Here is a 26104-nt window from a genome sequence, read left to right as displayed (position 1 = left end):
CGAATCGTATCTTCCCGTTAGTCTTCAGTCACTTCGGTCGAGGTCGAGACCGTAGTAGTGGACTGAAGCTCGCGCTGAATCTCCTCCAAGGATTTCCCGCCCGTATTCGGCAGGAAGAGCGTTCCGACTATCAATGTAAATAGCAGAAACGCGGTCATTATCGTCGCGACCGTCTTGAAACCGGTATTCCTCGTGAGTATCGGAAGGAACAAGCTCCAAAACCCGAGGCCGATACGTAGAATCCCGGTGATAACTCCCTGAGCAGTGCCCCGTAATAGGGTGGGAAAGAGTTCGACCGACCAGAGTCGATAGAGCGGCCACGCCGCGATTCCCTGTCCGAAGCCAAAGAGAACGACGTTCGCAATGGCTACCATCGTGTTCGACACCGGGAAGAAGATGAACAGAACGAAAGCGAGCGTCTGCATTCCCGCACTCACGATGTACAGCGGTTTACGGTTCGGTCGATCACCGTATCGCATGAAGACGAATGCGACCGAGATGATCGCGGAGATGAACCAGAGCGCCTGAAGCGCGTCACCCTCGGCAGGGCTCGACCCACCGACCGAGTGGAGGATATACGGGAGGAAGAACCCGTACGTTCCCGCAACCAGATTCCAGAGGCCGTACACGCTGGTGACGAACACCAAGGAGCGGAGATTGGCATCGGAAAACAGTTGGTGGATCTTCGAACTCGTTCCCATAGTCGTCCCGTCGCGATCCGAACCCGAGGACTCTTCTTCCGAATGGGCTTTTTTCCATCGTTCCGACTCGACGAGACCACGGCGAAGATACCAGGTGACGGCTGCGACAACGATGAGATGGGCGAAGAGGATCCGTACTCCCAGCATGCCCATGTCGCTAACTAACAACGCGAGACCGAGTGTAACGAGCGGACCGATGTACCAGAATATGTTCCCGAGACCCATTAGTTTCGCTCGCGAGCCCGACGGCGAGATTTCCGAAACCAAGGCCCACGAGGTCGGGATGTCCGCACCGACGGCGAGTCCTAGGATCAAGTATCCGAGGATCAGAACCCATTGTGAGTTCGCGAGCATGAGTATCGCCGCGCCGACGATGTACACCAGTAAGTCGTACTGATACAACTTCTTTCGGCCGACTTTATCGCCAAGCCGTCCACCGATCAATGCTCCGACACCGGCCGAGATGGCATTCGAACTAAACGCGCCTAACAATCCGACGAGTGAATCGTTCATGTGAAACGCGTTGGCCCAAATCGAAAGTGCCGCTGCCCCGGCAACGATCGACCCTGCATCGATATAATCCGCCATCGATGCGAGGATTACCCAACGCCAATGTTCACGAGTAAGTTCACCACTATCCGTGAGGGATGATCCCATACCTCACCTAATTTTCTAACGTTACAAAAGCATTGTGGTTATCTTTTATCCACGAAGCCGGATTCAAGGAGTGAATGAGACGGGTACTGGTCGAACTCCCGGACGAAGCGTTGGGTAATACCGAACGATTAATACTGAGCTCTTGTATGTATACAATTGACATGGTGCAACGAGATCTCCGCGTCAAATCCGCTGGAACGATGATTCAGATCGTCGATGCGATCAAAGAATTGGACGAGCCAACACTTTCCGGGATTGCCGAACACGTTGGCGTCCCCAAGAGCACGGCTCACGATCACCTGACGACGCTCACGAAGCTACAACTCATCGTGGATACACCGGACGGATATCGCCTCGGTGCTCGATTCTTGGAATACGGAGGATACGCTCGCAAGAGCATGCGAGTATACCGGGTGGCACGTCCAGTCGTCGAAAATCTAGCCACTGAGACCGGCGAACACGCCAATTTGGGGATCGAAGAGCACGGGTTAGCCGTCTTCCTCTACAAGGCGAAAGGTGAAAACGCCGTTACCATCGATACGCATCCCGGAATGAGAGTTCCCCTTCACACGACTGCGATGGGAAAGGTGATCATGGCGAACCGACCGAGAAGGGAAATCGAGCGGATCATCGACGAACATGGACTCGTCCAGGTGAACGAAAACACGATAACCGACCGTGAAACCCTGTTCGAGGAGTTGGAAACGATCAGAGATCGAGGGTACGCCACCGACAATGGGGAGCGGGTAGACAGGATGCGGTGCGTGGCAGTTCCAATCATCGGAGACGGTGGAGAAGTCATCGCAGCTGTGAGCGTTTCCGGACCGATGAGTCGAATGCAGGGTGATCGAATGGAAAACGACCTCCCACAGCGCGTGAAAAGCGCGGCGAACGTCATCGAGGTGAACTTGAAGTATTCGGAATAAGCGGAAATCGCTCCAATGGGGCGGGGTATCGACCGATATCCGATAATTCGATGCATCAATTCTCTGTTTCTTGAACTCGCCGTACGGAATAGCAACGATCGAATCCTCCCTCTCATGAGAAACCCAAAACAGGAGTACAACGTACCGATCAGCCTTCAATCGGTAGCGGAATCGGTCTGACGGCGTACACCCCCTCCCAGAACACCATTACATGACTATTGATGTAACGGCAATACAACATCATTTCCGGCGATGCCGAAAAAGGACAAATTGTCGATGAATATTTCCGTTTTGCCACTCCCCCATGCTTTCTAACTGTCCGTTGAGAGTGCGAGAGTAGATCGACGCGCCGCGAAGAGGAGTAGAATAGACTGACCGGTGTTTATCAGTAGCATCGAAGCAAACCGAGTAAGTATTGGATACGGGATGTCCCTCTCTTTCGCACCTTCCACGAAAATATCCTCACGACTCAGGTCGGAAACGCGAACGAAAAACGGTCAGTTGGCGAAAGAGAAGACGGGCTTGCAGGTTTCCGAGTGGAGGAAGGCTTCGAAGGCACGGGACGGGTCGGACGTGGAAAACGACGTGTCCATGATCGTCGATGCATCCACCGATCCGTTCTCAATGAGGCGGAGCGCCTGTTCGAAGTTGCGCCACGTCGAACCGTAGGATGTGTTGACGTCGACTTCACCGCGGACCGAATCGGTAAACGCGACGGTACTCGGCCCGTTCGGGATTCCGACCATCACGATTTGACCACCTTTCCGAACGAGTTCGACTCCGGTCTCGACGCCGGAATGATGACCTGTCGCATCAAAGATCACGTCGAATCCGCCGCCGATCGTTCGTTCATCGACGAGGGACTCTACGTCAGTATTCTGCGCATTGACCGTATCGATTCCGAGCTCTTCGACCAACGGCAGCCGATACTGGGTGTCCTTGTCGAGACCGGAGACGACGACATCCGCGCCGATCGAGTCGGCAACCGCCGCCGTCAACACGCCGATTGGGCCGGGACCTTGGACGAGAACTGACTCCCCCGGTCGGAGATCCGACTGTGTGAGGACCGCCCGCGCGGCGATACTAGTCGGCTCCGTGAGCGCAGCTTCATCGAGCGGAACGCCATCCGGAACGCGGTGGAGGTGTTGTGGCTCGACGGTCACGTAATTTCTATACGCGCCATCGCGGTGCATCCCGGTGATCGAGAAATCCTGACAGACGTTCGTCTGTCCGTTCTTGCACTGAAAACACTTCCCACAGTGGTGGATCGGTTCCTCGACTATCTTATCGCCCTGTGAGAACGAGGTAACGTCAGCACCGACCGCCTCAACGGTGCCCGAGTATTCGTGACCCATAATCCGGGGAATGGGAATCCACTCGTACCCTCCATCGTACTTGTACGCATGGGCGTCGCTTCCACAGATACCGGCGGTATGAACGCGGATAAGCACTTCATCTGCATTCGGACTCGGTTTTTCACGATCCTGTACTTCGACAGTTTCCGCTCCTGTTTGAACAATTGCTTGCATTTTTGGGTACCTTGTCGACAAACTACAGCCGACGGCGTTGTCTATTGCTAATTCCGCATAATACTTATACTTCCGGGTAAAGTTCCAACCATCGATTACCTAGGTACCTTTAAGACAATGTTGTACCATCCTAGAGATGGTATGGCACAGAAAGCGATAACGCAGACGGAGGTATCCAATGGAGATCACTAGTGTCAGGTCGACGAACGTAAGCACGGATTCGTGGGGCGAGTTCGTCGAATTCCCGCTCGTCACCGTGATGAGTAAATTCGACGAGTACAACAATGCCGATGGGGACAACCCGCAGGCCCGCCGCAAATGGATGGGTCCGGTCGGTGACGTCGTCGTCGAAATCGAAACGGATGCCGGGATCACCGGGGTCGGCGCAGGCAATTGGGCGACGGGGGCCATCTCGACCATCGTCGAAGAGACGCTTGCGAAGCTCATCGTCGGCGAGGATCCGACGGAGCGCGAGCGCCTTTGGGACATGATGTATCGGGCGACGATCCCGTTCGGGCGAAAAGGGGCCGCCATCGAAGCGATCAGTGCCGTCGACCTCGCACTCTGGGACATCGCTGGTAAAGAGGTAGAAAAGCCGGTCTACGAACTGCTCGGAGGACCGACGAAGGACGAAATTCCCGCGTACGCGAGCAATCTCCACCCTGTCGATCACGAGAAACTCGCCGAAGAAGCGATTCAGTACGCCGAGGAGGGCTTCGAAGCGATGAAGCTCCGTTTCCGCTACGGTCCCGAAGCCGGTCGAGCCGGTATGAAGGAGAACGAAGCGATCATCAAAACCGTTCGCGATGCCGTCGGAGACGAGATCGCGATCGCTGGCGACGCGTACATGGGATGGACCGTCCGGTACGCGAAAAAGATGCTCGACCGCCTCGAACCGTACGATATGGAGTGGGTCGAGGAACCGGTCATTCCCGACGATATCGACGGCTACGCCGAGGTTCGGGAGTCCGCACCGATGCCGATTTCCGGCGGCGAACACGAGTTCACTCGCTGGGGTCACAAGGAGCTCCTCGAACGGGGAGCCGTCGACATCCTCCAGCCTGACGTACACCGCTGTGGTGGCCTCACCGAGCTCCTGAAGATAGACAGTATGGCGAGCGCTCACGATGTTCCAGTGATTCCCCACAGCGGGACGAACCCGCACCTTCACTTCATCGCGGCGTCGACGAACGCTCCGATGGCGGAGTATTTCCCGATTCCGGAGTGGTACAAAGAACGCCAACGGGAAGCCGAAGACCGTGATTCGACGTACGCTGATGCGATTTACGCGAACCCGCCGAACGCCGAGAACGGAACGATACCCCTCCCGGACGGCACCGGAACCAGTTCCGAATTGAACCGCGAAGCGCTTGAACACTTCAGCATCGAGTAATCATGTCCGACATCTCCTTCGAGTACAACGTTCCGGTGTTCGCGGGCGCACCTGACGAGGGTGACGACCCGGTCCACCGCGACACGCCGATGTACGAAGAGTTGGACTGGAAGGCGACGAAAAAGGGAATTCTGAAAGCCGAAGCGTTGGGTTTCGATGCGGTTTGGGCGCCCGATCACCTCATGCTCGGCCGTGATCACGCGGAGTACGAGTGCTGGACGCTCCTGAGTGCCATCGCCGGGATGACTGACGATATCCGTATGGGATCACTCGTCCTCTGTAACGATTATCGGAATCCCGCGCTCGTCGCGAAGATGGCCGCCACGCTCGACGTCGTCTCCGATGGCCGCCTCGAACTCGGGCTCGGAGCTGGTTGGCACGAACCCGAGTACGATGCATACGGCTGGAAGTATCGGGACGGATTCGAACGCCTGATGCGCCTCGACGAAAGTATTCGCCTCATGAAACGGTTGTGGGCGGACGATGGGAGCGGCGTCAGTTTCGACGGCGACCACTACCAAATCGAGGACGCGTACTGCACACCAGGTCCCGTACAAGACCCACATCCACCGATTCTCGTCGGCGGCCAGGGCGAACAGGTGACGCTGAAGCTCGTCGCGAAGCACGCGGACGTCTGGAACACCGACGTGTTCAACGGTGACGTCGGGACGCTCCGGCACAAAATCGGCGTCATCGAGGACCACTGTAGCACTGTGGGACGTGATCCGGACGAACTTACGTACTCGTGGGACGGCCACGTCATCTGTACACGCGACGAAGAAAAGCTCGATCGGATGCTCGACCGAATGCTCCCCATCCAGTTCGAGGAGGAGTACCAGGATCAGCCGGACATCACGACGGAAGCGGACGCGCGTGAATACTTCGTGATGGGAACGCCCGAGGAGTGTGCCGAGGCGATCCAAGATCGAATCGATACCGGTGTGACGAAGTTCCAGGGCTGGTTCGTCGATTTCCCTGACTTGGAAGGCATGGAGTTGTTCGCCGACGAGGTGATTCCCCAGTTTTCCTGATGGAGACACCCGATGTCGTCGGACCGATTTTTCAATGGATGTTTTTAATAGGAAGAAAACGAACAGTGACGTATGATAGACACTCATACACACGCGTGGGGATATCCCAGTCCCGAGCGTCCCTGGTCGAACGGGCCGATAATCGACCTAGTCGATGGCTTCGACGTCCACACGGCCTTCACTTCAGAACGCCTCCTCGCCGACATGGACACGGTCGGTGTGGACGAGGCCGTCGTCGTCGGCTATCCCATCTGTGACTGGACGGATAACTCGTACACGGTCGACTGCGTCGCCCAGTCGGAGCGCCTCTACGGCGTCGTCATGGTCGATCCGTTTGCGGATGGAGCGGCCGATACGCTCCGGAACGCGATGGATACCGAACGAGTGCTCGGCTTTCGACTGGGAGCAGCATGCCCGTACGATGCCATGTGGGAATCGTTCGATGCCTCGGTCACGTGGCTCCGCGACGCGATCGAAGAGACCGAGTTCTGGAACGCCGCCCGCGAAACGGGTGCCATCGTCCAAATCCTCGCGGACGAAACGCAACTCGATCAGGCCATCGAACTCGTCGAAACCTATCCGGAGCTACCGTATCTCTTCGACCATTTCGCCCACACGGACCCGTCGGTACCGCCACGGGAATCCGCATTCTCACAGTTTTCCGAACTCGCCGAACACGAAAGCGTCGCCGTGAAAGTATCGGAAATCGTTCATCGGTCGGAAGAGGGGTTTCCGTATGCCGACGTTCACGACCACGTTCGCTGGATGCTCGATGAATTTGGCCGCGAACGAGTGATTTGGGGGTCGGACTATCCGAACGTCAGCGACGAGGCGACGTACGATGAGGCGGTTTCCTGGGTAGAACACGTCGAGGGGCTCTCGGACACGGATCGGGAATGGTTGACCGAGCGAGCGTTCCGTCGGCACGTGGATCCATAGCACCGCTCGGATTCGGGGGGAAGTCGGAACGATATCTGCCGAGAACCGATGGATTGGAGCATTCCTACCGTGGTGGTGCGATCAGCTCAACTGGATGGACGACATCCCGTGGCAGGAGGTCACTCAACTGTTCCACACAAGAGGTTCCGCTCGCTGCGACGAGCGCATTTCCTCCAAGCGCATCCTCCCGTGTGAACTGCGTTTCCAGTTCTCGGCCGACGTCCATCGAGAGTTCGTAATACTGGCTCTTGTAGCCGAAGCTCCCCGCCATTCCGCAACATTCCACGTCGGACGTCGTGACATCGAACCCACATCGGGAAAGCACAACAGTCGAGTACGGTTCCAACCCCGATGTACGCTGTTGGCAGTGGCTGTGATAGTCGACGGCCGTGCCGTCGACCGATCGGAGCGAGGAGACGTCTGCATCGTTCGAAAGCAAGCCGTAGATGTACTCCATCACTTCGTAGCTGTTCTCGGCGAGTGATTCGTAGTCCTCTTGTGGGAGCAGTTTCTCGTACTCGCGATCGAACATGGCGAAGTCCGACGGTTCGATCACAACGATATCGACACCATCGTCCACGAACGGCCGAAGTCGGTCACGAACACGACCCGCCTGGGATTCGGCCGTCGAAATCATCCCCTGTGAAAGCGGGGCGCGGCCGCTCCCAGACACGGAGGGAACGGATACGTGGATGTCGAGGGATTCGAGGACCCTGACGGTTGCTTTTCCGCGCTCTACGAGCACGTGATTCGTGTAGAGGTCGGCGTAGAGAACTGCCTCGCGGTCGGCACTCGATTTCGGCACGTGGGAGCCGCCACGTGCCCTGAACCAGTCGACGAGGGTCTCACGCTGGAACGAGGGGAGGTCGCGACGAGGGTCGACACCGGCGACCCGTTCCAAGAGCGTACGTGCTGGGGCGGTACTCGCGATCCAATTCGAGACCGGGGCCGTCAAACTGCCACACCTCGCGAGCAACTCGAAGTTTCCGAATAGGCGTTTTTGAAGGTCGAGGCCCCCCTCGTCATCCGGGAGGAGCCCCTCGACGAGGTGATCAAATTTCGAGGACTCCTCGCCGTTGTTGAGCCGATCCCGAACGACCGTATTTATCCACGGAATGTCGATCTTCACCGGGCAAGCGTTGACACAGCGAGAACAACCTGTACAGAGGTCGTTGAACTCCGCTGCTGCGTCCTCACCACCGAGACCGGCTTCCCAACCGGTGGCGATACCGCCCGTGTACGTTTCACCGCCGAAGGCGTGACCCCCGACGTGCTGGAAATTCGCACACGAGTTCGCACAGGCCGAGCATCGAATGCAGTACAGGGTTTCCCGCAACTGATCGTCCTCACGCATCGAGGACCGTCCGTTATCCACCAAGACGAGATGGAATTCGCGGTCCGCCGCTGAGCCGAACTCATCGGACGAAAAGTCGAGGGTCGGTGTATCCACCGGTGGCGTGAACAGCGAAATGTAGGATGTGATGTCCTGTCCGGTTCCCGACCGCCCGATAAGTTCGATGAACGGCTGTAAGTCCTCGAACGAGGGAATCAACTTCTCGATACCCGCGACAGCGACGTGCGTGTCAGTTGCGGTGACGCATTTCCGGGCGTTTCCTTCGCTCGTCACCAACGCGAGCGTGCCCGTGTCTGCCGCGATAAAATTCGCCCCCGTGATTCCGACATCTGCCTCACGCACACGGTCACCGAGATAATCCCGGGCGAACCGTGTCAGTTCTTCCGCCGTTTCCAACGGCTCGTCGAGGTCGAAGTATTCGTTGAACAGATGTGCGATGTCCTCACGGGACTTGTGGATGGCTGGAGCGACGAGATGACTCGGTGCTTCGTCGGCGACCTGCAAGACGAACTCCCCCAGATCGGTCTCCCAGACATCGATATCGTTGTTCACGAGTGTTTCGTTGAGCTCTATCTCCTCGGTCGTCATCGACTTCGATTTGACCACGGATTCACCGTCTACGCTCCGAACGACTTCGTGAACATAGCGGTTCGCATCCGCAGCATCATCGGCGAGATAGACCGTTCCGCCGTTCTGCTCGACCGTCTCGGTCACCCTATCGATGAGTTCGGATAGGCGCTCGATGGCGTCCGCTTTGATGCTCCGAGCCTCGTCCTTCAGCCCCTCATAATTCTCGAGGTCGGACACCGAGTCGTATCGACCCGCATTGAATCCCCGTGTATTCTGCTCGACTGCAGCTCCTTCGGTGGCCATCAGTTGACGAATGTGAGCGGCCGTTTGCTGTCGGTCACTCATCGGTCGGTTACGAGAAGGACGTGTACGGACGCCGGGCCGTGTACTCCCTGAACGAGCTCTCCCATATCTGCGGTCGCCGAGGGACCGGTAGCGATAACCGAACTCGACAGACCGTTCCGGACGCGGTCGCCGATGTCGATCAGCGCATCGTTCATCGACCGGACGACATCACTCGCGGCGACCACAGCGACGTGTTTTTCCGCGAACAAACTGATCGGTTCCGCCCCGTTACCACGGTCGTTGATCACGACGGAACCGTAGCCGCCGACACAGGAATCGACCGTCGTGATACCGGTCTTCGCAGCGGCCAAGTCGCTCGGTGAGGGGTGTTGGACGACCGTCTCGGGGAGGTCCACGCTCTCGAACGGAAGCTCGACACCGACTGCGGGCGGCTCGATCAGTTCAACGAGTTCGTCCGTTGCATCCGCCGATACGACACGCGTCAGTGGCACTGACTGGGTAGTCAACGAATCGACAAACGATTCTATGGCACTCGTAGTCACAATTATTGCTCGGGGTCGGGCGGTGTTAGTTCTTCCCCCTATCGGCCTTTGCAGTCAGGTACCAACCATACGAACCTATTCGTTCGGATCCAATACCTGATTCTCGAGGTCGCGGTAGCTCCCCCTTTCATCGATCCGACGGATGTTCCTCGCAACGACATCGGCAGTACGAGACCAGTATTCCTCGGTATGTCCGGAGACGTGAGGGGTGATGAAGACGTTACGGAGATTCCAAAGGGGGTGAGATTCGGGGAGTGGCTCGGGGTCCGTCACGTCGAGCGCTGCTGCGTGAATCTTGTTGCTACGAAGGGCAGATACGAGCGCCGTAGTGTCTATCACTTCCCCTCTCGCGATGTTGACCACGACTGCATCCGACGGGAGTGTCCTGAATTCCGCATCGCCGATGAGATACCGAGTACACTCCGTGAGAGGACAAGCGAGAACGAGATAGTTCGTCCGTGAAAGAACCTCGTGAAAGTCAGCGGGTTCGAAACCGACGACCTCGCCCGTCGGGCCACCCTTCTCGGGAGTGTACCGCACGCCGATAGTATGGACATCGAATGCGTCCAACCGTTTGACTATCGAGCGACCGATTTCACCGAGTCCGACTACCGTAACGGTGGTTCCCCGTAACTCGCCGAACGCCTTGTACTGGCGCCATTCGCGGCGATCCTGCTGACGAATGCCGTGATCGAGGCGACGTGCGATAAGCAAGAGGTTACCGAGAACGTGTTCCGCGATGTTTGGAACGTGTGTTCCAGCCGCGTTCGTTACTGTGATTCCTCGCGTACGGAATTCGTCCTTCGGTAAATGGTCGGTCCCGGCAGCGCCGCAGGCAAAATATCGCATTTCGTCCGCGCCAGCTAGCGTCTCTTCGTCGATACCGATACCCGTGACGACGGGAGCGCGCTCGACGAGTTCCCGTTCCGATTTGGGCGTCGAAGCGACTCTGACGTCGTATTCGGGCAACCGTTCTCGTAGTGCAGCACCGTAGCGTTCCGTGGGAATTCCGTGCGCTTTCCCGCGGAGAACGACGATGTCAGGATTGGACGTAGTCATGGTTTGCTCCGTTAGAACGGGAGCGATCATACGGTTCTCGGTGGAGAATATAAATCTAAGTAATTTGTATACTGCATTTGGAATGGCGAGGTCAAGAGCGGTTCGTCGTGAACGGCGACCGGTCGACGTTGGCCCGGACGATCGGGATGAGAAGTGATACCGCTGTGAGAGCCAAGATTCCGAACGCGATCGGACTATGAACGAAAACGTCGAGAGATCCGCCGGAGATGGTGAGCGAGCGGCGAAGGTTCGACTCGGCGATCGGACCGAGGATCATCCCGAGCACCATCGGAGCGAGCGGATATCCATCGGCACGCAGTAATAGCCCTAGCAGACCTGCACCAAGCATGACCCAGATGTCGATCAGGTTTCCACGAAGCGCGATCGCTCCCACTGCACACAGAACGAAGATGGCGGGCCAGAGATATTTCGCGGGGAAATCGATGAGGATCACCCAGAGATGCGCGCCGAGCAACCCGAAGACGAGGATCAGAACGTAGATGAGGAAAAAGGCGACGAAAATCGCGTAAACGAGTTGTGGCTCCTTCTCCAGCAGGTTTGGTCCGGGTCGGATTCCGTGTACCATCAACGCACCGATGAGGATGGCGGTCACGGAGTCCCCGGGAATCCCGAGCGTGAGGGTCGGGATTAGGGCACCGCCGGTGCTCGAATTGTTTCCGGATTCGGCAGCGGCGACGCCGAGCGGGTTTCCGTCGCCGAACGAAGGCGTCTGCTCGCTGAGCCACCTAGTCGCCTCGTTGTACGTTACGAACGAAGCGATATCGCCGCCAGCACCCGGTATCGCGCCGATGAACGTCCCGGCGATACCTGAAAGAACGGCAGTTGGTGTGATCGCTCGTATGTCGCTTACTGTCGGAGTAACGCGTGCGACGCGGCGATCGAAGGCCTCACGGCCGATCCCTTCAGCGTAGCGATTGAGTCCCTCGGCGATACCAAAGAGGCCGATCATCACGGCAATGAATTCGATACCACCGGTCAATTCGACCGATCCGAACGTGAATCGGGGGACGCCCGCGATCGGATCCAGTCCGACCGTTGCGAGGAACATTCCGAGGAGACCCGTCAGTAGTCCTTTCACGAGGGAATCGCCGCTAACGTTCGCGATAATAGTGAGACCGAAGAACGCGAGCGCGAAGTACTCTGGAGATCCAAATTCGAGGGCTATTTTCGCGACCTGGGGAGAGAGAATCGTTAGGAAAATTACGCTAATGATACCGCCGATGACGGATGCGATGGTGGCAATACTGATCGCCTGTCCGGCCTTCCCTTGTTTCGCAAGCGGATAGCCGTCGAACACCGTTGCCGCAGCGCTCGGGGTGCCGGGTGTACGAATGAGTATTGCGGGAATTGAGCCGGCGTACAGTGCGCCGCCATAGATGCCGAGCAACAACGTCATCCCCTCTATCGGTTGCATGCCGAAGGTGAACGATACGAGGACGGCGACCGTCATCGTCGCAGTCATCCCCGGTATCGACCCCATCGTGATACCGATCAACAGACCGATGACCATGAGGAGGAGAACGGACGGTTGGAGAACTAACGCGATTCCTTGGAGGAGATTTGCGAGAAAGCTCATCTCAGAGAGTCACCCCGGACAGAAACAGAAGGTCGGGTAACGACCGGAAGATGGGCAGGACCCCGTCCGGAAGTGGGATATGGAGAAACGACCCGAATACGAATTGCAGAACGAGGACGAAGACACACGAAAACGCCGCGACGAATCCAGCCGATTCCACACCGGAGTACAGGAGAAGTGACGAGAGAAAGAAGATAGTTCCAGCGATGAATCCGAGGAGTGGGAGCGTCGCGACGTACACCACCATCAAGAAAATGGGTACGAGAACGCGTTTTATTTCCTTCCGCTTCACCTCGTGAACGGTATCGGTACTCCTCAGCCAACTCTGTGCTATCTGGACGACCGCGAGTATCGCAATACAGAGTGCGATAACTCGCGGGAAAAATGCTGGGTCGGGACCGTTGGTGGCAGGGGTTGGAAACCCCCCGCTGATGACGTATATTGCTATGGCAATTGCCAAGAACAGTACTCCTGAGTACGAATCCGATTTTTTGATCTCAATTGACATTCTTAACCACCTGGGTTGTTAGAGCTGGAGTTCCGATATTCGAACGAATTGGGACCCGTTCTGGTCGTTTTGATCATATCGGTATCGAGAGCTGATCGTCATCGTTACGATCCTCTCTGGAGAATAGGGTACTTCATCACTTCTTTCCACCTGCTTTTTTGATAACCTCACCGATGCTCTGGTGCTGACTTTTCATGAAATCACCCAACTCTTTCCGGTCCTTGTACGCGAGATTGAATCCGTTCTTCTTCATGAACGACTTGAACGAATCGTCCTTGTACGTTTTCGTGTACAACTCGTTCAACGACGTGAGTTTGCTCTTATCGACACCGGTCGGCGTGACGAGTGCCCTCCACGCACTCAGATTCCAATCGTATCCCTTTTCCTGGAGCGTCGGTACGTTCGGGAATTGGTAGTGGCGCTTTTCTCCCATCGTGGCGAGGAATTCGAGCGGGCCGCCTTCGACCTGTGGCGCCGCTTCGGGAATGCTCGTCGTCGTCACATCGACTTCTCCATTCACGACGGCGGTAACCGCCGGTGCGGATCCATCGTAGGTCACGTGCTCGAACTCTACCCCGGACTTCTGTGCGAATCCGACCGCGGCGAGATGCCAGATATCTCCCGGACCTGCAGTCCCGACGGAAACCTTGTTGTTTTTCGCGTGCTCGACGAACTCCTCGAGATTTTGGTACGGTGCGTCCTTGCGGACCGTGATGGAAGCGGGATCCGCATTGTACTGCATGATCGGATCGAAATCCTCGTACGAGATGTTCGTTCGGCCGTATTGGTTGAGAACCATCAGCGTGCTCGCGATAACCCCGACTGTATATCCGTCCGACGAGGAGTTTTTGATCGCGTTGAAGCCGATGACACCGCCACCGCCGGTCTTGTTCGTAACGTATATCGACGTATCCGTATGGTGTTTTCCGACCTGTGCGAGTTGACGGGCCGTTCGATCAGTCCCACCACCTGCGGACCAGGGTACTATCATATCGATATCCTCGCTTGGATACGTACCGGACGAGTCACTGAGCGAACTACAACCACCGAGACCGAACATGCCAGCCGTCCCTAGTGTACCTTTCAAGAAGCTACGCCTGTCCGCCAGCTCAAATCTATGGCTATCGACCATAATCATAGGAATCATTCCTTAGGTTTTAAATCTTGACAATGGTGAAAAATATATGATATTTGGGGGAGAGGTAGTTGTTGATATGCGACTATATGAAAGAATTTCCATTTGGTCTACTTCAATTTAATACAAAATCTTTATCAGGGCGGGTTCAAATTCCATCACATGGTGGGTTCCACCCTGTTAGCTGCAAACATAGGTATCGCCGTATCGATCACGTTATTATTGATAATCCACTTCGACCTCGATCCCTCCATTTCGCTCATCATCGGAGCGTTGTACATGGGAATCGCATCGGGTTTAGGGCTGGATACGACCGTCACGGCCATCGGAACCGGATTCGGAGACCTGATGGCTGGTATCGGTATTCCGATCATCTTCGGGATCATGATCGGAACGTTGCTCGCCCAATGTGGAGCCGCGAAAAAGATCGCTGTCACACTAACGGGTGCGGTCCCCCAGCGACACATACCATACGCGCTTGCTTTATCCGGGGCGATCGTGGCAATCCCCGTGTTTTTCGACGTCGCATTCCTCGTCCTCACGCCGATGGTCATCGCACTCTGGCGGGAGACGGACCTCGAATATCCGGTCGTCATCGGAGCCCTCGTTATCGGAGCAGCAGGCGCACACACATTTATCCCGCCAACACCGAATCCACTTGCCGCACCGGAGATTCTCGAGTTTTCGCTCGGCAGTATGATGGTTACTGGGTTGGTGGTCGGTATTCCGGCCATTCTCGTGGCAACGGCGATTTATATGCCTCTCGTTAGGCATCTATGGACCAGCGAGAATGATATAGAAGATATTCCGTTTGAAGAAGCCGAAGACGGATCCACACGGAGTCCGTCTTTCTTTGCATCACTTCTTCCGATTCTCACCCCGATCGTACTCATCCTTCTTACTACCACGTCGGAAGCCCTGACTGGTAGCGTGAGTCCATTCGTCAAGTTTCTCGGGAGCCGAATCGTGGCGATGCTTGCCGGACTTCTGATTGCGATCGCGGTCTTCATCTCGGTAGTAGGACGAGATGAGCTCTCAGAGACGCTTTCAGAGGCAACTCGACCGGCAGGATTGGTGCTCGCCATCACCGGTGCTGGAGGTGCGTTTGGATACGTAATTCAACAAACGGAAGCGGCAAGTGCGTTTGTAAATCTGATCGGCATCGACGGCCAAGGTCTCGCGATAGTGTTTCTCGCGTTCTTCCTCGGATTGGTCATGCGAGTCGCCCAGGGATCCGGCACAGTGGCGGGAATTACCGCGATGAACATTATGGCTGGCGTCGGAACGACCGTCACGGGGTCGGCAATCGCGCTTGCAGCGCTATCAGGTGGCATGAGTATCGGACATATCAACGATAGTGGGTTCTGGGTCGTGACCGAGTTGACCGGCCTGGAAGTCACTGGGGGCCTCAAAACGTATACCCTCGGAGAAGCCGTTCTCTCTGCCCTCGGTTTGGTAGGAGCCGTTCTGATCGCAGTGGTCGTCTGATACTCAAATATTGGATCGACTCTTGCGGGAAGAATCGAGGCCTATTCCGCGATGACGTGGTTTCTCAGGACGCCGATATTCTCTATCTCGACTTCGACTTCGTCGCTCGGTTCGAGAAGCTCGGGTGGCTCACGAAACACACCGACGCCACCGGGCGTTCCCGTTGAAATCACGTCGCCCGGTTCGAGCGTCATTACCCGGGAGAGATATTCGACGATCTCGTACGTGTCGAATATGAACTCTTCCGTATTGGAAGATTGTTTGAGGTCCCCGTTAACCCGCGTTCGGACACCAAGCGCGTTCGGGTCGATGGCATCCTCGGTCACTAGCTCGGGTCCCATCGGGGCAAAGGTGTCGTAGGACTTCCCCCGGAAGAACTGGCCATCCTCGAACTGTGCGTCCCGAGCACTCACGTCGTTTACCACCGTGTACCCAGCGATGTAGTCCGAAGCGTCGGTAGCGGTCACGTTTTTCGCGGTTCGTCCCATGACGATCCCGAGTTCGACTTCGTAATCCACCTGCTCGACGTCTTCCGGATGGATAATCGCCGCATCCGGGTTCGTAACGGATGTGGAGGACTTTGCGAACAGTATCGGCTTTTCGGGTATCTCTTCATCCTGTTCTTCCGCGTGATCGTGATAGTTGAGCCCGACACAGGCGATCTTTCCCGGGTTGGGAACTGGGGCTAGTTCCCGTATATCAGCCCTCGGGATACCGGTCAGTGCGTCCGTAGCCACTGCCTGCTGAACCTTCTCTCGAAAGCCGGGCGTTGCGATATCCTCGTATGTGGGTTCACCAAATGGGACGTCAGCGAGCGAGTAAACCATATCTTCGACGACGACACCCCAATGCTGCGTGCTACCTTCGGAATAGCGTATGAATCGCATCACCTCAGTGTTCGTAGAGCCCGTTGAAAACAGTTTCCCAGCCGGGAATGCGTCCATCCGTCTGGTAATCCCGGATCCGTGCGAAGCCCTTTCGACGGGTTTCTCCAATGAGAATACGCCGATAAATAGAGCGTCGAGCTCACATTCTAATTTGATACTGCCTGATTTGGTTTCGTAGGGCCTCGTTTCGAGAGATTGCTAGTGTTGCGAGTAGCCGGATAGGTTCGCTAGTCGTTCGATCTCGCAGTCAGTATGCCGATCGATACGGTACACTTCGTCCGGTATTACCCAACAAAGATAGTAGATTAATGGGGACGATTCTTCGTACTCGTTCGTCTCAGTCCAGAGTAATCGAAAGCGTTTGGTAGAGTTTCAAGTACGTCTCTGGTCCGTATTCGCTTCAAGAGCCCCACATCGACAGAACTACGATCACGGACCCTCATTACATCCCTATACCTGTAATATACATCGTTCCGGCAATGCCGATTATTATAGGTACATAAATAGGTTGGGTTCTTTAATAAGGATCAACGAGAGGGGGCTAGCAGTCCGATTCGTCGGCGAACCGAATCTCGCTGCGCATGGATTGGCTCGAAGGTACCGGGGTAATCCCACTTCCGCTTAGTATAGAAAGCGGTAGTATACCACACACCACCACATCGAGTATGCATGGAGGATACAATGGCTCTATCGTACGATATTGGCCCCTCAGACATATATAAATCCCATAACGCTATATCAAAAATCTCGCCTGGAAAGTGAGACTACACAGGTAATAGCGTAGCCAGGATACACGATTTCAGCCCAACCAACGAACACCCCACAATTCAAACTCGGGTCGGGACACCCACTCCAGTTAGTATTCCAACTCGAATTTTATATTTAAAGAAGCCAGCCCAGCGCTGCCGCTCATCACCTCTCATTAACACCGGTTCGAGAACGTGTGCCTACCTGATTCCTGTCTGCGTCAATCGTGACGAATCCGACGTAATATCCCATCGAGAATTAACCGCCGTCGAGTGCTGAAGCAGACGGAGACGCCTACACTGATAGCGTGTTCAGGTCAAGCAGATTCGAGGGTACTAAGCCATGTAGTCACAAGTCGGTCCTCCGCGCTCGGTGCGTTATGAGCCGGCCAGATGCTGGTCGAAAAATTCGGTCAGCTTGTCCACAGCCGGTGTGACGTACTCGTCCCTGTCATAGAGGTCAACGTGCGTCGCCCTCAATCGTGATTAGCTCAGCGTTCTCGCCGGCTCCCTCGACCGCATTCTCGCTGTACGGCAACGAGGACGCCTCAGTGCCGGCGACCATCAGTAGGGGTCGCGGGGAAATCTTGTCGACATCGGCGAACGAGTCGAACTGGTCGAGCAGGTCCGCGCTCCGGACTACCCACTTGTTCGGCGCGCGCGGGTGCTGGCCACGGGATGTCTTGTAGTAGTCGACGAACTCGCGGGTGGCCTGCGGCGTTGACTCGTCGACCTCTTCCGGATCCGGTAACTGGTTGAAGAGTTCGGCCGGGAAGCCGTTCGCTTCCTCGCTGCGCAGTTCTCCCGACCGTTCGACCATCTCCTGGAACGCCTCGGGGTCGGGATCGCGGACGGTGCTCGGAATATCTACCGCGCTGACGGTTGCCACGGCATTCATTCGGTGGTCGGTCTGCGCAGCGTAGGGGGCGTAACCGCCAGACCCGCAGATGCCGAGCACACCGATCCGATCGGCGTCGATCTCCCGTACGAACAGCGAAAGGCGCTCGAAACGGCAGTCGAAATGGGATACTACGACGATTCCGAATCCGTCCACTTCGCGGAACTGTCCGACCAACTCGGCGTTCCCCGATCCACGTTCCGCTACCGTCTCCAGCGCGCAGAAGCATGGCTCGCCACCGAACTCGTTGACGACAGTCTCGGTTTTTACACCTAACTCGCGACAGTCACGGGCAGGCTGTTAAGTTGCGACCGACACGAAATGATTACGATCGATCCAAGAGTACATAGTATGGATTTCAGGTGCGTGTTGGTGACGACGAGAGGCCTGAGAAGTCGTGACCGCTTTCTAGTCTAGGATTCTCCGGCGCGGGTGTGCTACTCGCTCGAGTCGACTTTGCCAGCCTCGATCAGGCCCTCAACCGCCTCGCGGGTCGCTTCGAGCGAGGTGTATCGCGGTTCGTATCCGAGTTTCTCGCGCGCCTTCTCGATACTCGCGTTTGGGCTGTAGCTGATGTGTTCCTCGGTCATCTCGACGTCCTCCTCGTCGTATTCGGGTCGATCGGCCCACTCGTTGAACGGCAGGTACGTAAGGTCGGCGTCTCGTCCGAACCACCCGGCGACGGCCTCAGCATAGCCGCGGAGGGTGAGCGCCCGCGGTGAGACGACGTGGAAGCTCTCGCCAATAGCCGCTGACCAGTTCTCTAGCGCACGCTGGAAGCCCTGTGCGACGTCGTCGGCGTGGACGTGATGAACGGTTTCGAGCCCGAAGTTGGGGAGCACGACTTCTTCACCCCGAGCGAGTCGAGAGAACACGTCGGGGTCGAAGTTGCCCGCCGGATTGACGGGATCCCAGCCGGGGCCCACGATGTGTCCGGGGTGGAGGACGGTCGCCGGGAAGTCGTTCCGTCGCGCCTCGTCAAGCAGATACGCCTCAATCTCGGCTTTCTTTCGTCCGTACTCGCCGAGCGGGCGGCGCGTGCGCGGGGCGTCCTCGGTCGTGGGGACGACGTCGCTGGGACCGTGGACCCAGATCGTTCCACAGTGGAGTAGGTGTTGAACCTCCCCGCGAAGCGACGCAACGAGCGCTTCGGCGCTTTCTGGCTCGAAGCAGATCAGGTCGACAACGGCGTCCGGGTCGGTGGCCGCGATCGCCTCACCGAACTCACCGCGTTCCTCGGCAGTTTCGCGGTCGAGCTCGACCGACTCGACGTCGGTCCACGCGCTATCGTCTTGGTAGGGGTCACGCTCTCCCCGGCTGACTGCGACGACCTCGTGGCCTGCCCGCACCAGTCGCGGTACCAAGTAGGTGCCAATGTGTCCGGTAGCTCCGATGACGGTGACTCGCATGGGTAGCGCTATGATTAGTCCCCACGAAAAGGTATGGATACCGGACTGATTCGTCTCTTGTCCGGGCAACCCGCGTATCGCATCCAAGGTGCTCGATGACTCAGTCGACGCGCTCGTCGTCACTGACTGGCACGAGTTCGCCGCGTTGGACGACGAGTTCGTCGTGGATACCATCAGCCGGATCTTCATCGCTCCACTTGCGCTACCCAAGTCGATGTCGGCCGCCTCCGCGCGAGATATCCCTCGCCCTCAAATGGAGCGTTACGGTCCGGAATCGTCCGCGGTGCGCCGACAAATGAAGGCGTAGCTCTCGTTCTCGAAGTCGACCGAGCGTTCGACTTCGAATCCGGTGTCCTCGAGCCAGTCGCGGAGTCGATTCGGCGCGAGTCGGTGATCGACGGGTGGGCCCTCCTCACCGGGGCCGTCGGGGTGGTGCTCGCAGACGAAGAGACGAGACTCGGTGGGCAGTGCCTGGGATAGTTCGGCGAGCAGGCGTTTCGGGTGGTCGGCGTGGTGGAGGACGTACGTGAGGAATGCGACGACTGGCCGGTCGAACCGGACAGGGAGCGCCTCTGCGTCGGCGTGAATCGGCTCCACGTTTCCGACGTCCGCCTCACCCATCCTCCTCTGGAGGTAGCGGAGGGCGTCGCGATTTCTCTCAACGGCGTACACGGCACCCGACGGCCCAACTTGCCGAGCCGCGCGGAGCGCTGTGTAACCGGGACCGCTCCCGACCTCGAGGACCGCGTCACCGGTTTCAACCGTGATCTCGTCGAGCCACCTGGAAACGTACTCGTCGCGTGCAACCTGCCGATCGTACACTTCGTCCCAGGTGAGGTGGCTCAGATCTCTGTGGTAGTCGTCGGTCATGCTCGTGTGTATCGACCATCGAATCCTCACGCTATCACCCTGTCTACTCGCTCCCCCGGGAACTAGGCCAACCGCCTCTCCGTAGCGTTCAATTATCCGCCAACGGTCCGGCGACTTCCCGGACCTCGGCTTCTCTCTGCGTCGTGGGTACGGAGTCGACTCGACACGTCTGCCTTTATCCGGTGGGGGAACATCGGTGAGAGTAGAATATGGCCAGCCGCAAGAATGCAATGTTGACGACTGAGGACCGCCGCTGGCTCACCGGTGAAAAGACCTATGACGGTGAACACGCCAAACAACAGCGCTACCAGCGGCGAAACGACATCCGAGAGCGAGTTTATAATTCGATCTTAGATTTCACAATCCTCTTCGAGCATCTCGAAGAAGCCGAACGAAAGAAGCTCTTCGGCGAGGTCACAGCGAATGGCCGTCACTGGGATGTAGATGACAAACCGTTCATTGAGGGAGTAAGTGATGCACTCGCATTTCTCCTCTATAACGTCGATGCCGCTGCCACGATGCGAACCGACGATGAAGCGCACGAGGAAGCAACAGTTGCAGAAGAGTTGCTGATCGAAGCCTTCTATCGCGCCGGGATGAAAGCAGATCTCCTCGTCGATCAGGTCGATCTTGACGTCGAAGCAATACAACTACCATTCGAAGACATCCTTGCCGATCTCGAAGCGGGCAATGAACTCTCACCCGCAGCATTACGAGTGTTACTGGAAAGTGAGCAAGTCGACACCGCTACAATTCAAGAACAGTTGCGATCGGTAGTGTTCGACGACGGTTCACCAGCTGAGAACTCACTTTCACAGGAGAACTAACGTGAAATCGAACGACCTCACGCGATGGATGCAACGAAGTACTAGGATGCGGTCAACCAGCAAATACGGCTGGAGAAACAGACACCAATGACGATCACAACGAAGCGCGAGATGTTCGATCGGGAGCTACAGAAACTGTACCACGCGGAACTCGAAATTCTCGATTTACATGGCGATTTATCCGACGCGGCGGGAAGTAGCGAGGTCAGCGAGATTTTTACCGGACATAAAGACGATACCGTTGCTCAAATCCATCGGATTGAAGGGATTTTCGAGTATCTCGGCGAAGAGCCTACGGAGCGAGGCAGCCCGATTATGGAGGGATTGCTCGCCGAAAAAGACGAATTTGTAGGTGAGGTCGAACCTGCTGAGTTACGGGACATCGATACGCTCGGAATCGGTATGATTAACGAACGCCTCGAAATCACGCTCCTTGATCGGCTCTTAGCGCTTGCAGATGATCTAGTGATGGCCGAGGATGTTACCAACCCGCTCGCGACAAATCGTCAGGAGGCTGCAACCGCACTCGAACGAATGAAAAACGTTGTCGAGCGGAAGCATTCGAAGTAGAGAGAGTTTGAGATCAGAGTTGGCGTAAATAGTTTTGGGCTATACCACTATTGAGAATCTATTTAGGATAGTTCGGCAATGGTAGGATATGGTCGGTAATCCCGCTCCCTCCACCCCTCCCATATCTGTTGGTCGGGAATGGATGAAACCAGTCCATCCTTCGGCAATAAGCACAAGGCAAAAACGAACACCACCGAAAGGCACTGCACAGACCCCTAGTAAGAGAACTAGCATCCCCCCCAACACATCGTACTTATGATCTCACTTACCAAACGCCGAATTCGAGTATTCTTCGGCGCCCTCCTCGTGCTCTCGGTCGTCTCTGTGGGCTATGGGTTCGCATCATCACGATCGGACTCGACGTTCGAATCCTATCTCCACGGAAACAACGTGGATAGAAACGCACAGATTGCACCGAAAGCCGATGGCATCACGGTTATTGCCACCGACTCGAATTCCTGGCGAGGCGGTGATAACGAAGGACCGCGAGCACGGGCCGAACTTGTCGCGCTCAATCCAAACGGGACAGCCCGCTACTACAACGATACGCATACCCGCTATTGGGACGTCGACCCCGTGAAGGGGACGAAGACGACTGTCGAGTACTCCTACGCGGATCACCACAGCGCAAATGAGTGTCCGAGTGCCGACGAGTGGAACGCGAGTAAGTATGGCGTGAGTCAGAAAATGTGGGACAGGTACTATAAGACCCACGGCAAGGTCAGTGCCTGTACCTACGACGGCGTCGAGCGCGTGAATCTCACGACCGGGAAAGTCACGAAAATCTGGGGACAACTCACGCCTGGAAAGGAGGCAACGCGATACCACGACGTCGATCGGATCGACGAGAACCACATCGTCGTCGCGGACATCTACCTCGATGGAGTGTTCGTCGTGAATACCAAGACGGATCGGATCGAGTGGCGCTGGAACGCCTCCGACACGTTCAACCACTCGAACACTGGCGGTCCCTACCCCAAAGACAGGTCGCACATCAACGACGTCGAGGTCCTAGACGATGGCCGCATCATGGTGAGCGTTCGGAACCTCGACCGGGTCGTGTTCCTCTCCCCGAAGACGCACAAGGTTGTGGGTCAGCAAACACTCGGCGAGGAGGACAACTACGATACTCTCTACGAGCAGCACAACCCCGACTACATCAATACGTCGAACGGCGGCCCGGCAGCAGTCGTTGCGGACAGCGAGAACAATCGGCTCGTCGAGTACCAACGAACGAATAACGACTGGAAACAGACGTGGGTCTGGCAGGATGGGCGAATGCAGTGGCCAAGAGACGCCGACCGCCTGCCGAACGGCCACACATTAGTCTCCGACTCGAACGGCAACCGCGTCTTCGAACTCGATAAGAACGGCAATATCGTCTGGAAACTCAACATCGCCTTCCCGTACGAAGCCGAACGACTCGGTACCGGTGACGAGTCCGCAAACGGGCCGAGTGCACAGTCAGCCCATATCGCCTCCCGGTCCGGGAACCTTGGTGATCAGTTCTGGATCGGGGTAAAGCGTCTCATCCCTGGGAAATACCTGAATGGACTGATGTATATTACACCCGTCTGGATGGGAGTTCCCGAAGTATTTGCGACCGTATTTGGTGCCCTCTTCGCCCTCATCTGGGGCGGGTTTGAAGCAGGGTGGTATATCCGCCGACGGCGATCAACGACGGGGAAGAGTTCCAGCGACGAACCGGTGAATCAAGATTAACCGTCACCCGATCCTTCTTTGGGAAATTGCCTGCTGCGTTACGTGGCAGAGCAGAGATTAGCTTCGGCAACGTCGTCGGATCGATTATGGAATTCTTCTTATTCAACGACGGGATCATCGCCCTCGCTAGTCCCGTTCACGTGTCGAGTCAGGTGCTTCAGTTCTACCTGCCGGTGACGCTCGTCACGGTACTCTTCCTTTCGCTTGTCATGCTCCGAAAGCGGGTGCCTCGGTGGGCAGGCGCGATTTTCGTGCTTCTTTATCTGCACTTCGTGGCCGGCGGATACGTTCCACTCTGACCCATCTGTCAGAGTTCCAATCATGAATTGGATGTCGAGGAGATGTTCTCGGCGTACGCACTGAATTCACGCCCAAAGACAGCAAAGAATGTAACCCCGAGAAGGCCAACAATCGTAGCGATTGTAAACGCCAGCTGTGGACTCTGCGCATAGAGCCATCCACCGATAGCTGCACTCGGGATAACGATTGTATTTCGAATCAGATAGTATGTTCCCGTCACACGACCACCAGCGTCCTTCTCAGCTGGCCCGACGATGAGTGCCTTATGAGCGGGAAGGCCAGCAAAGCGTAGGCCCGAAAATGCAAACAGGAGGATGAGAATCCACTGATTCGCTGGTGCATGAATGAGCAGAATCGGAAACACTGCATAACAAAGAATCCGAGTCCAACAACCGGTTTGAGGCCCGTCGATTCGGCGAGCTTCGACACCGGCACTTTCGTCAGGATTGCAACGGCCATCTCGACGCCCAGCAAGATTCCGAAAAAGGCGGCAGGCCGAAGTGAAACGCCAAAGCCCTGAAATCCAACGTTGAGAAGGTCGGTGACGACGAGAATCCAAAAGACGTACACCATTCCATTTCCGAACCGGATGAGCGTATCCGCAATGAGCAACGGTTTGAGCGTTGCTGGAAGCGACCGAAGGTCATCAACGATCTGATCGAAACCCTCGAACGATTCCACGCCTGCGTGAGGAACAGGCCAACGAAAATCCAGATCCACGGCTCCACAGACAATGGCCCAACCTCTACGGCAGGGACTAGTGGCACGACAAACCAAAGGAGAAATCCGATCGTCGATATTGTTCCAAAAGCGGTCAGTGCAATCCGGGATCCGATTCGATCCGAGAATGTCCCACCGGGATAGGGATATACAGCCGAAATGAGATTTCCAACACTGCCATAGAGACCCACTACCGTTGCCCCGGCACCATCTTCACCTGCTCTTCGATTTCATCGCGAATCTCGCGAACACGATCGATATCTTGTCCATCAGGGTCAGCAAGCGCCCAATCACGAACATCGACATCTGCCGACGTATCGAGTTCGAGCGTCGAACACCCCATCGTCGCGACGTAGTCGCACGATTCGAGTTCATCAGTCGTAATGGCTTGTGGCGACCGACCTGCGAGGTCGAATCCTTCTTCATCCATGGCTTCGACAACGATCTCGTGAACGTGATCTGCAGGGTGTGTCCCTCCGGTCACAATCTCCACTTCGTCTTCAAGTCCGCGTCGCTCACGCTCCCGTTCCGCAAATGCCGTCAAAATCTGACTTCGACCAGCGTTTTGCATGCACATAAATGCGACCCGGGTCGTCTGGCTGGGCATCCGTTGGCTCATAGATGAATAATTGAACAACTCTTCTATTAAAATTTCGGAGATCGAGGCTATATTCGAGACGGAGAGGCACTGAGGGGACGATGCTCACGACAATGTCACTGTAGCTCACTATAGTTGTAGAAAGCGGGTTCAAACGAGAGACGAGGCCAATCTTGGAAGATTTGCAGTATCGTTCGGGTCAGGAAGGAGACAGGAAACAACCAAAAGACAAAAGTCCGTAAGAAGACGATTCAAAAGGCCTACCGCGGGCTTTTGGACTCCAGAACCCTTATTGAAGTGTTTGCTCAAGTGTATGGTAATGGCGACCAACGATCGGCTTCGACGCTATCTCACCGATGAATTGGGAGAATGCTGCGATGAAGACGTCGAACAACGCGTCGACGAACTCGAAGAACTCGGTGCACAGACGGACGAGACGGCACTCAAATCCGACGTGCAAGTTCTTTCTGCACTTGCCAATGAAACGCGCTACAAGATCGTTCGACTGTTGCACGCGACTGATGGTGAGCTCTGTGTCTGTGAATTCTCACCACTGCTCGACGTCAGTGAGAGTGCGATCAGTCATGCACTGTCGGATTTGACGAAAGCTGGACTCGTTACGAGACGCAAGGATGGAAAGTGGCGAAAGTATCGAGCGACAGGACGTGCAACCGCCCTGCTCGTTGCACTCGACGGCACGCAGACAGCCTAACGGATAGTCGTCGGTTCCTCTCTTCTTCGGTCAAATTGTAGTGCAAAGTGAGAACTACGCGAGAGTAATCCACAATAGTCGATCGAGCATACTCACCGCAACGAGTATAT

Annotated in this window: 24 protein-coding genes and 1 pseudogene; 11 read left to right on the top strand and 14 right to left on the bottom strand. The window is 56.3% G+C overall.

Features of this window, described 5'->3' with window-relative positions; translation table 11 throughout:
* Nucleotides 1-17: 17 nt before the first annotated feature.
* Complete coding sequence (locus tag NKF25_RS12685) at nt 18-1358, bottom strand: MFS transporter (protein ID WP_253227036.1); 1341 nt, start codon at nt 1356-1358, stop codon at nt 18-20.
* A gap of 161 nt (nt 1359-1519) precedes the next feature.
* On the opposite strand from NKF25_RS12685, the gene NKF25_RS12680 reads away from it, so the two are divergent.
* The gene (locus NKF25_RS12680; protein WP_253227035.1) at nt 1520-2284 is read left to right on the top strand and encodes an IclR family transcriptional regulator; all 765 of its coding nucleotides are present in this window, start codon (nt 1520-1522) and stop codon (nt 2282-2284) included.
* Nucleotides 2285-2781: 497 nt separating this feature from the next.
* On the opposite strand, the gene NKF25_RS12675 is transcribed toward NKF25_RS12680, so the two are convergent.
* A complete protein-coding gene (locus NKF25_RS12675; protein ID WP_253227034.1) occupies nt 2782-3813 on the bottom strand; it encodes an alcohol dehydrogenase catalytic domain-containing protein in 1032 nt (343 codons plus the stop codon).
* A gap of 178 nt (nt 3814-3991) precedes the next feature.
* Between NKF25_RS12675 and NKF25_RS12670 the strand changes: the two genes are divergently transcribed.
* The 3 genes from NKF25_RS12670 (at nt 3992) to NKF25_RS12660 (ending at nt 7176) form a co-directional block, all read left to right on the top strand.
* Complete coding sequence (locus NKF25_RS12670; RefSeq protein ID WP_253227033.1) at nt 3992-5206, top strand: enolase C-terminal domain-like protein; 1215 nt, start codon at nt 3992-3994, stop codon at nt 5204-5206.
* 2 nt (nt 5207-5208) lie between these two features.
* On the top strand, nt 5209-6237 hold the full coding sequence (locus NKF25_RS12665) for an LLM class flavin-dependent oxidoreductase (protein WP_253227032.1): 1029 nt from the start codon (nt 5209-5211) through the stop codon (nt 6235-6237).
* Nucleotides 6238-6309: 72 nt separating this feature from the next.
* Nucleotides 6310-7176 (top strand): amidohydrolase family protein, encoded by an 867-nt coding sequence (locus tag NKF25_RS12660; protein ID WP_253227031.1) that lies wholly within the window; start codon nt 6310-6312, stop codon nt 7174-7176.
* 64 nt (nt 7177-7240) lie between these two features.
* Here the strand turns inward: NKF25_RS12660 and NKF25_RS12655 are convergent, their stop codons facing one another.
* The 6 genes from NKF25_RS12655 to NKF25_RS12630 form a co-directional block, all read right to left on the bottom strand.
* Entirely contained in the window at nt 7241-9445 is a 2205-nt protein-coding gene (locus tag NKF25_RS12655) for an LUD domain-containing protein (RefSeq protein ID WP_253227030.1), read from the bottom strand.
* Complete coding sequence (locus NKF25_RS12650) at nt 9442-9897, bottom strand: LUD domain-containing protein (protein ID WP_253227029.1); 456 nt, start codon at nt 9895-9897, stop codon at nt 9442-9444. The genes NKF25_RS12655 and NKF25_RS12650 overlap by 4 nt, the downstream gene beginning before the upstream one ends.
* 126 nt (nt 9898-10023) lie before the next feature.
* Complete coding sequence (locus NKF25_RS12645; protein WP_253227028.1) at nt 10024-11007, bottom strand: D-2-hydroxyacid dehydrogenase; 984 nt, start codon at nt 11005-11007, stop codon at nt 10024-10026.
* A 91-nt stretch (nt 11008-11098) separates the two neighbouring features.
* On the bottom strand, nt 11099-12604 hold the full coding sequence (locus tag NKF25_RS12640; protein WP_253227027.1) for a tripartite tricarboxylate transporter permease: 1506 nt from the start codon (nt 12602-12604) through the stop codon (nt 11099-11101).
* 1 nt (nt 12605) lies between these two features.
* Nucleotides 12606-13112, bottom strand: coding sequence for a tripartite tricarboxylate transporter TctB family protein (locus tag NKF25_RS12635; protein ID WP_253227026.1), 507 nt, complete (start codon nt 13110-13112; stop codon nt 12606-12608).
* 136 nt (nt 13113-13248) lie between these two features.
* Nucleotides 13249-14103 (bottom strand): tripartite tricarboxylate transporter substrate binding protein, encoded by an 855-nt coding sequence (locus tag NKF25_RS12630; RefSeq protein WP_253227025.1) that lies wholly within the window; start codon nt 14101-14103, stop codon nt 13249-13251.
* 306 nt (nt 14104-14409) lie between these two features.
* Between NKF25_RS12630 and NKF25_RS12625 the strand changes: the two genes are divergently transcribed.
* The gene (locus NKF25_RS12625) at nt 14410-15735 is read left to right on the top strand and encodes a GntP family permease (RefSeq protein WP_253227024.1); all 1326 of its coding nucleotides are present in this window, start codon (nt 14410-14412) and stop codon (nt 15733-15735) included.
* A gap of 41 nt (nt 15736-15776) precedes the next feature.
* Here the strand turns inward: NKF25_RS12625 and NKF25_RS12620 are convergent, their stop codons facing one another.
* The gene (locus NKF25_RS12620) at nt 15777-16730 is read right to left on the bottom strand and encodes a fumarylacetoacetate hydrolase family protein (RefSeq protein WP_303647138.1); all 954 of its coding nucleotides are present in this window, start codon (nt 16728-16730) and stop codon (nt 15777-15779) included.
* A 1098-nt stretch (nt 16731-17828) separates the two neighbouring features.
* Nucleotides 17829-18257 carry an alpha/beta hydrolase gene (locus NKF25_RS12615; RefSeq protein WP_253227023.1) on the bottom strand — a complete coding sequence of 143 codons (429 nt, stop codon included), beginning with the start codon at nt 18255-18257 and terminating at the stop codon, nt 17829-17831.
* 12 nt (nt 18258-18269) lie between these two features.
* On the opposite strand from NKF25_RS12615, the gene NKF25_RS12610 reads away from it, so the two are divergent.
* Nucleotides 18270-18542, top strand: coding sequence for a helix-turn-helix domain-containing protein (locus NKF25_RS12610; RefSeq protein WP_253227022.1), 273 nt, complete (start codon nt 18270-18272; stop codon nt 18540-18542).
* Between the two features lie 161 nt (nt 18543-18703).
* Here NKF25_RS12610 and NKF25_RS12605 read toward each other — a convergent pair whose 3' ends face one another.
* On the bottom strand, nt 18704-19675 hold the full coding sequence (locus NKF25_RS12605; protein WP_253227021.1) for an NAD-dependent epimerase/dehydratase family protein: 972 nt from the start codon (nt 19673-19675) through the stop codon (nt 18704-18706).
* A gap of 261 nt (nt 19676-19936) precedes the next feature.
* Nucleotides 19937-20545, bottom strand: coding sequence for a class I SAM-dependent methyltransferase (locus tag NKF25_RS12600; protein ID WP_253227020.1), 609 nt, complete (start codon nt 20543-20545; stop codon nt 19937-19939).
* 209 nt (nt 20546-20754) lie between these two features.
* Between NKF25_RS12600 and NKF25_RS12595 the strand changes: the two genes are divergently transcribed.
* The 4 genes from NKF25_RS12595 (at nt 20755) to NKF25_RS12580 (ending at nt 23963) form a co-directional block, all read left to right on the top strand.
* Nucleotides 20755-21372 carry a hypothetical protein gene (locus NKF25_RS12595; RefSeq protein ID WP_253227019.1) on the top strand — a complete coding sequence of 206 codons (618 nt, stop codon included), beginning with the start codon at nt 20755-20757 and terminating at the stop codon, nt 21370-21372.
* An 87-nt stretch (nt 21373-21459) separates the two neighbouring features.
* A complete protein-coding gene (locus NKF25_RS12590) occupies nt 21460-21942 on the top strand; it encodes a DUF892 family protein (RefSeq protein WP_253227018.1) in 483 nt (160 codons plus the stop codon).
* A gap of 390 nt (nt 21943-22332) precedes the next feature.
* Complete coding sequence (locus NKF25_RS12585; protein ID WP_253227017.1) at nt 22333-23664, top strand: arylsulfotransferase family protein; 1332 nt, start codon at nt 22333-22335, stop codon at nt 23662-23664.
* Nucleotides 23595-23963, top strand: coding sequence for a hypothetical protein (locus tag NKF25_RS12580; protein ID WP_342766326.1), 369 nt, complete (start codon nt 23595-23597; stop codon nt 23961-23963). Before NKF25_RS12585 ends, NKF25_RS12580 begins: the two co-directional genes overlap by 70 nt.
* Before the next feature lie 20 nt (nt 23964-23983).
* Here the strand turns inward: NKF25_RS12580 and NKF25_RS12575 are convergent.
* Nucleotides 23984-24893: pseudogene (locus NKF25_RS12575) on the bottom strand (MFS transporter); the annotation flags it as partial.
* On the bottom strand, nt 24875-25291 hold the full coding sequence (locus NKF25_RS12570) for a low molecular weight phosphatase family protein (protein ID WP_253227015.1): 417 nt from the start codon (nt 25289-25291) through the stop codon (nt 24875-24877). The pseudogene NKF25_RS12575 and the gene NKF25_RS12570, both read right to left, overlap by 19 nt.
* A gap of 310 nt (nt 25292-25601) precedes the next feature.
* Here NKF25_RS12570 and NKF25_RS12565 point away from each other — a divergent pair, with 310 nt between their 5' ends.
* Nucleotides 25602-25994, top strand: coding sequence for a metalloregulator ArsR/SmtB family transcription factor (locus NKF25_RS12565; protein ID WP_253227014.1), 393 nt, complete (start codon nt 25602-25604; stop codon nt 25992-25994).
* The last annotated feature ends 110 nt before the right edge of the window (nt 25995-26104 follow it).

This window comes from Haladaptatus sp. AB643, assembly GCF_024136975.1.
In the GTDB taxonomy this organism is placed as follows: Archaea; Halobacteriota; Halobacteria; order Halobacteriales; family Haladaptataceae; genus Haladaptatus.
Note: the sequence above shows the minus strand (reverse complement) of the source record. Positions and strands in the feature narration are given on the sequence as shown.

What these genes read in the sequence shown, in the direction of transcription:
- NKF25_RS12685 (WP_253227036.1), bottom strand. Translation starts at nt 1,358, where the DNA reads ATGGGATCATCCCTCACGGATAGTGGTGAACTTACTCGTGAACATTGG.
- NKF25_RS12680 (WP_253227035.1), top strand. Translation starts at nt 1,520, where the DNA reads ATGGTGCAACGAGATCTCCGCGTCAAATCCGCTGGAACGATGATTCAG.
- NKF25_RS12675 (WP_253227034.1), bottom strand. Translation starts at nt 3,813, where the DNA reads ATGCAAGCAATTGTTCAAACAGGAGCGGAAACTGTCGAAGTACAGGAT.
- NKF25_RS12670 (WP_253227033.1), top strand. Translation starts at nt 3,992, where the DNA reads ATGGAGATCACTAGTGTCAGGTCGACGAACGTAAGCACGGATTCGTGG.
- NKF25_RS12665 (WP_253227032.1), top strand. Translation starts at nt 5,209, where the DNA reads ATGTCCGACATCTCCTTCGAGTACAACGTTCCGGTGTTCGCGGGCGCA.
- NKF25_RS12660 (WP_253227031.1), top strand. Translation starts at nt 6,310, where the DNA reads ATGATAGACACTCATACACACGCGTGGGGATATCCCAGTCCCGAGCGT.
- NKF25_RS12655 (WP_253227030.1), bottom strand. Translation starts at nt 9,445, where the DNA reads ATGAGTGACCGACAGCAAACGGCCGCTCACATTCGTCAACTGATGGCC.
- NKF25_RS12645 (WP_253227028.1), bottom strand. Translation starts at nt 11,007, where the DNA reads ATGACTACGTCCAATCCTGACATCGTCGTTCTCCGCGGGAAAGCGCAC.
- NKF25_RS12640 (WP_253227027.1), bottom strand. Translation starts at nt 12,604, where the DNA reads ATGAGCTTTCTCGCAAATCTCCTCCAAGGAATCGCGTTAGTTCTCCAA.
- NKF25_RS12635 (WP_253227026.1), bottom strand. Translation starts at nt 13,112, where the DNA reads ATGTCAATTGAGATCAAAAAATCGGATTCGTACTCAGGAGTACTGTTC.
- NKF25_RS12630 (WP_253227025.1), bottom strand. Translation starts at nt 14,103, where the DNA reads ATGATAGTACCCTGGTCCGCAGGTGGTGGGACTGATCGAACGGCCCGT.
- NKF25_RS12625 (WP_253227024.1), top strand. Translation starts at nt 14,410, where the DNA reads ATGGTGGGTTCCACCCTGTTAGCTGCAAACATAGGTATCGCCGTATCG.
- NKF25_RS12605 (WP_253227021.1), bottom strand. Translation starts at nt 19,675, where the DNA reads ATGCGAGTCACCGTCATCGGAGCTACCGGACACATTGGCACCTACTTG.
- NKF25_RS12600 (WP_253227020.1), bottom strand. Translation starts at nt 20,545, where the DNA reads ATGACCGACGACTACCACAGAGATCTGAGCCACCTCACCTGGGACGAA.
- NKF25_RS12595 (WP_253227019.1), top strand. Translation starts at nt 20,755, where the DNA reads ATGGCCAGCCGCAAGAATGCAATGTTGACGACTGAGGACCGCCGCTGG.
- NKF25_RS12590 (WP_253227018.1), top strand. Translation starts at nt 21,460, where the DNA reads ATGACGATCACAACGAAGCGCGAGATGTTCGATCGGGAGCTACAGAAA.
- NKF25_RS12570 (WP_253227015.1), bottom strand. Translation starts at nt 25,291, where the DNA reads ATGCCCAGCCAGACGACCCGGGTCGCATTTATGTGCATGCAAAACGCT.
- NKF25_RS12565 (WP_253227014.1), top strand. Translation starts at nt 25,602, where the DNA reads ATGGCGACCAACGATCGGCTTCGACGCTATCTCACCGATGAATTGGGA.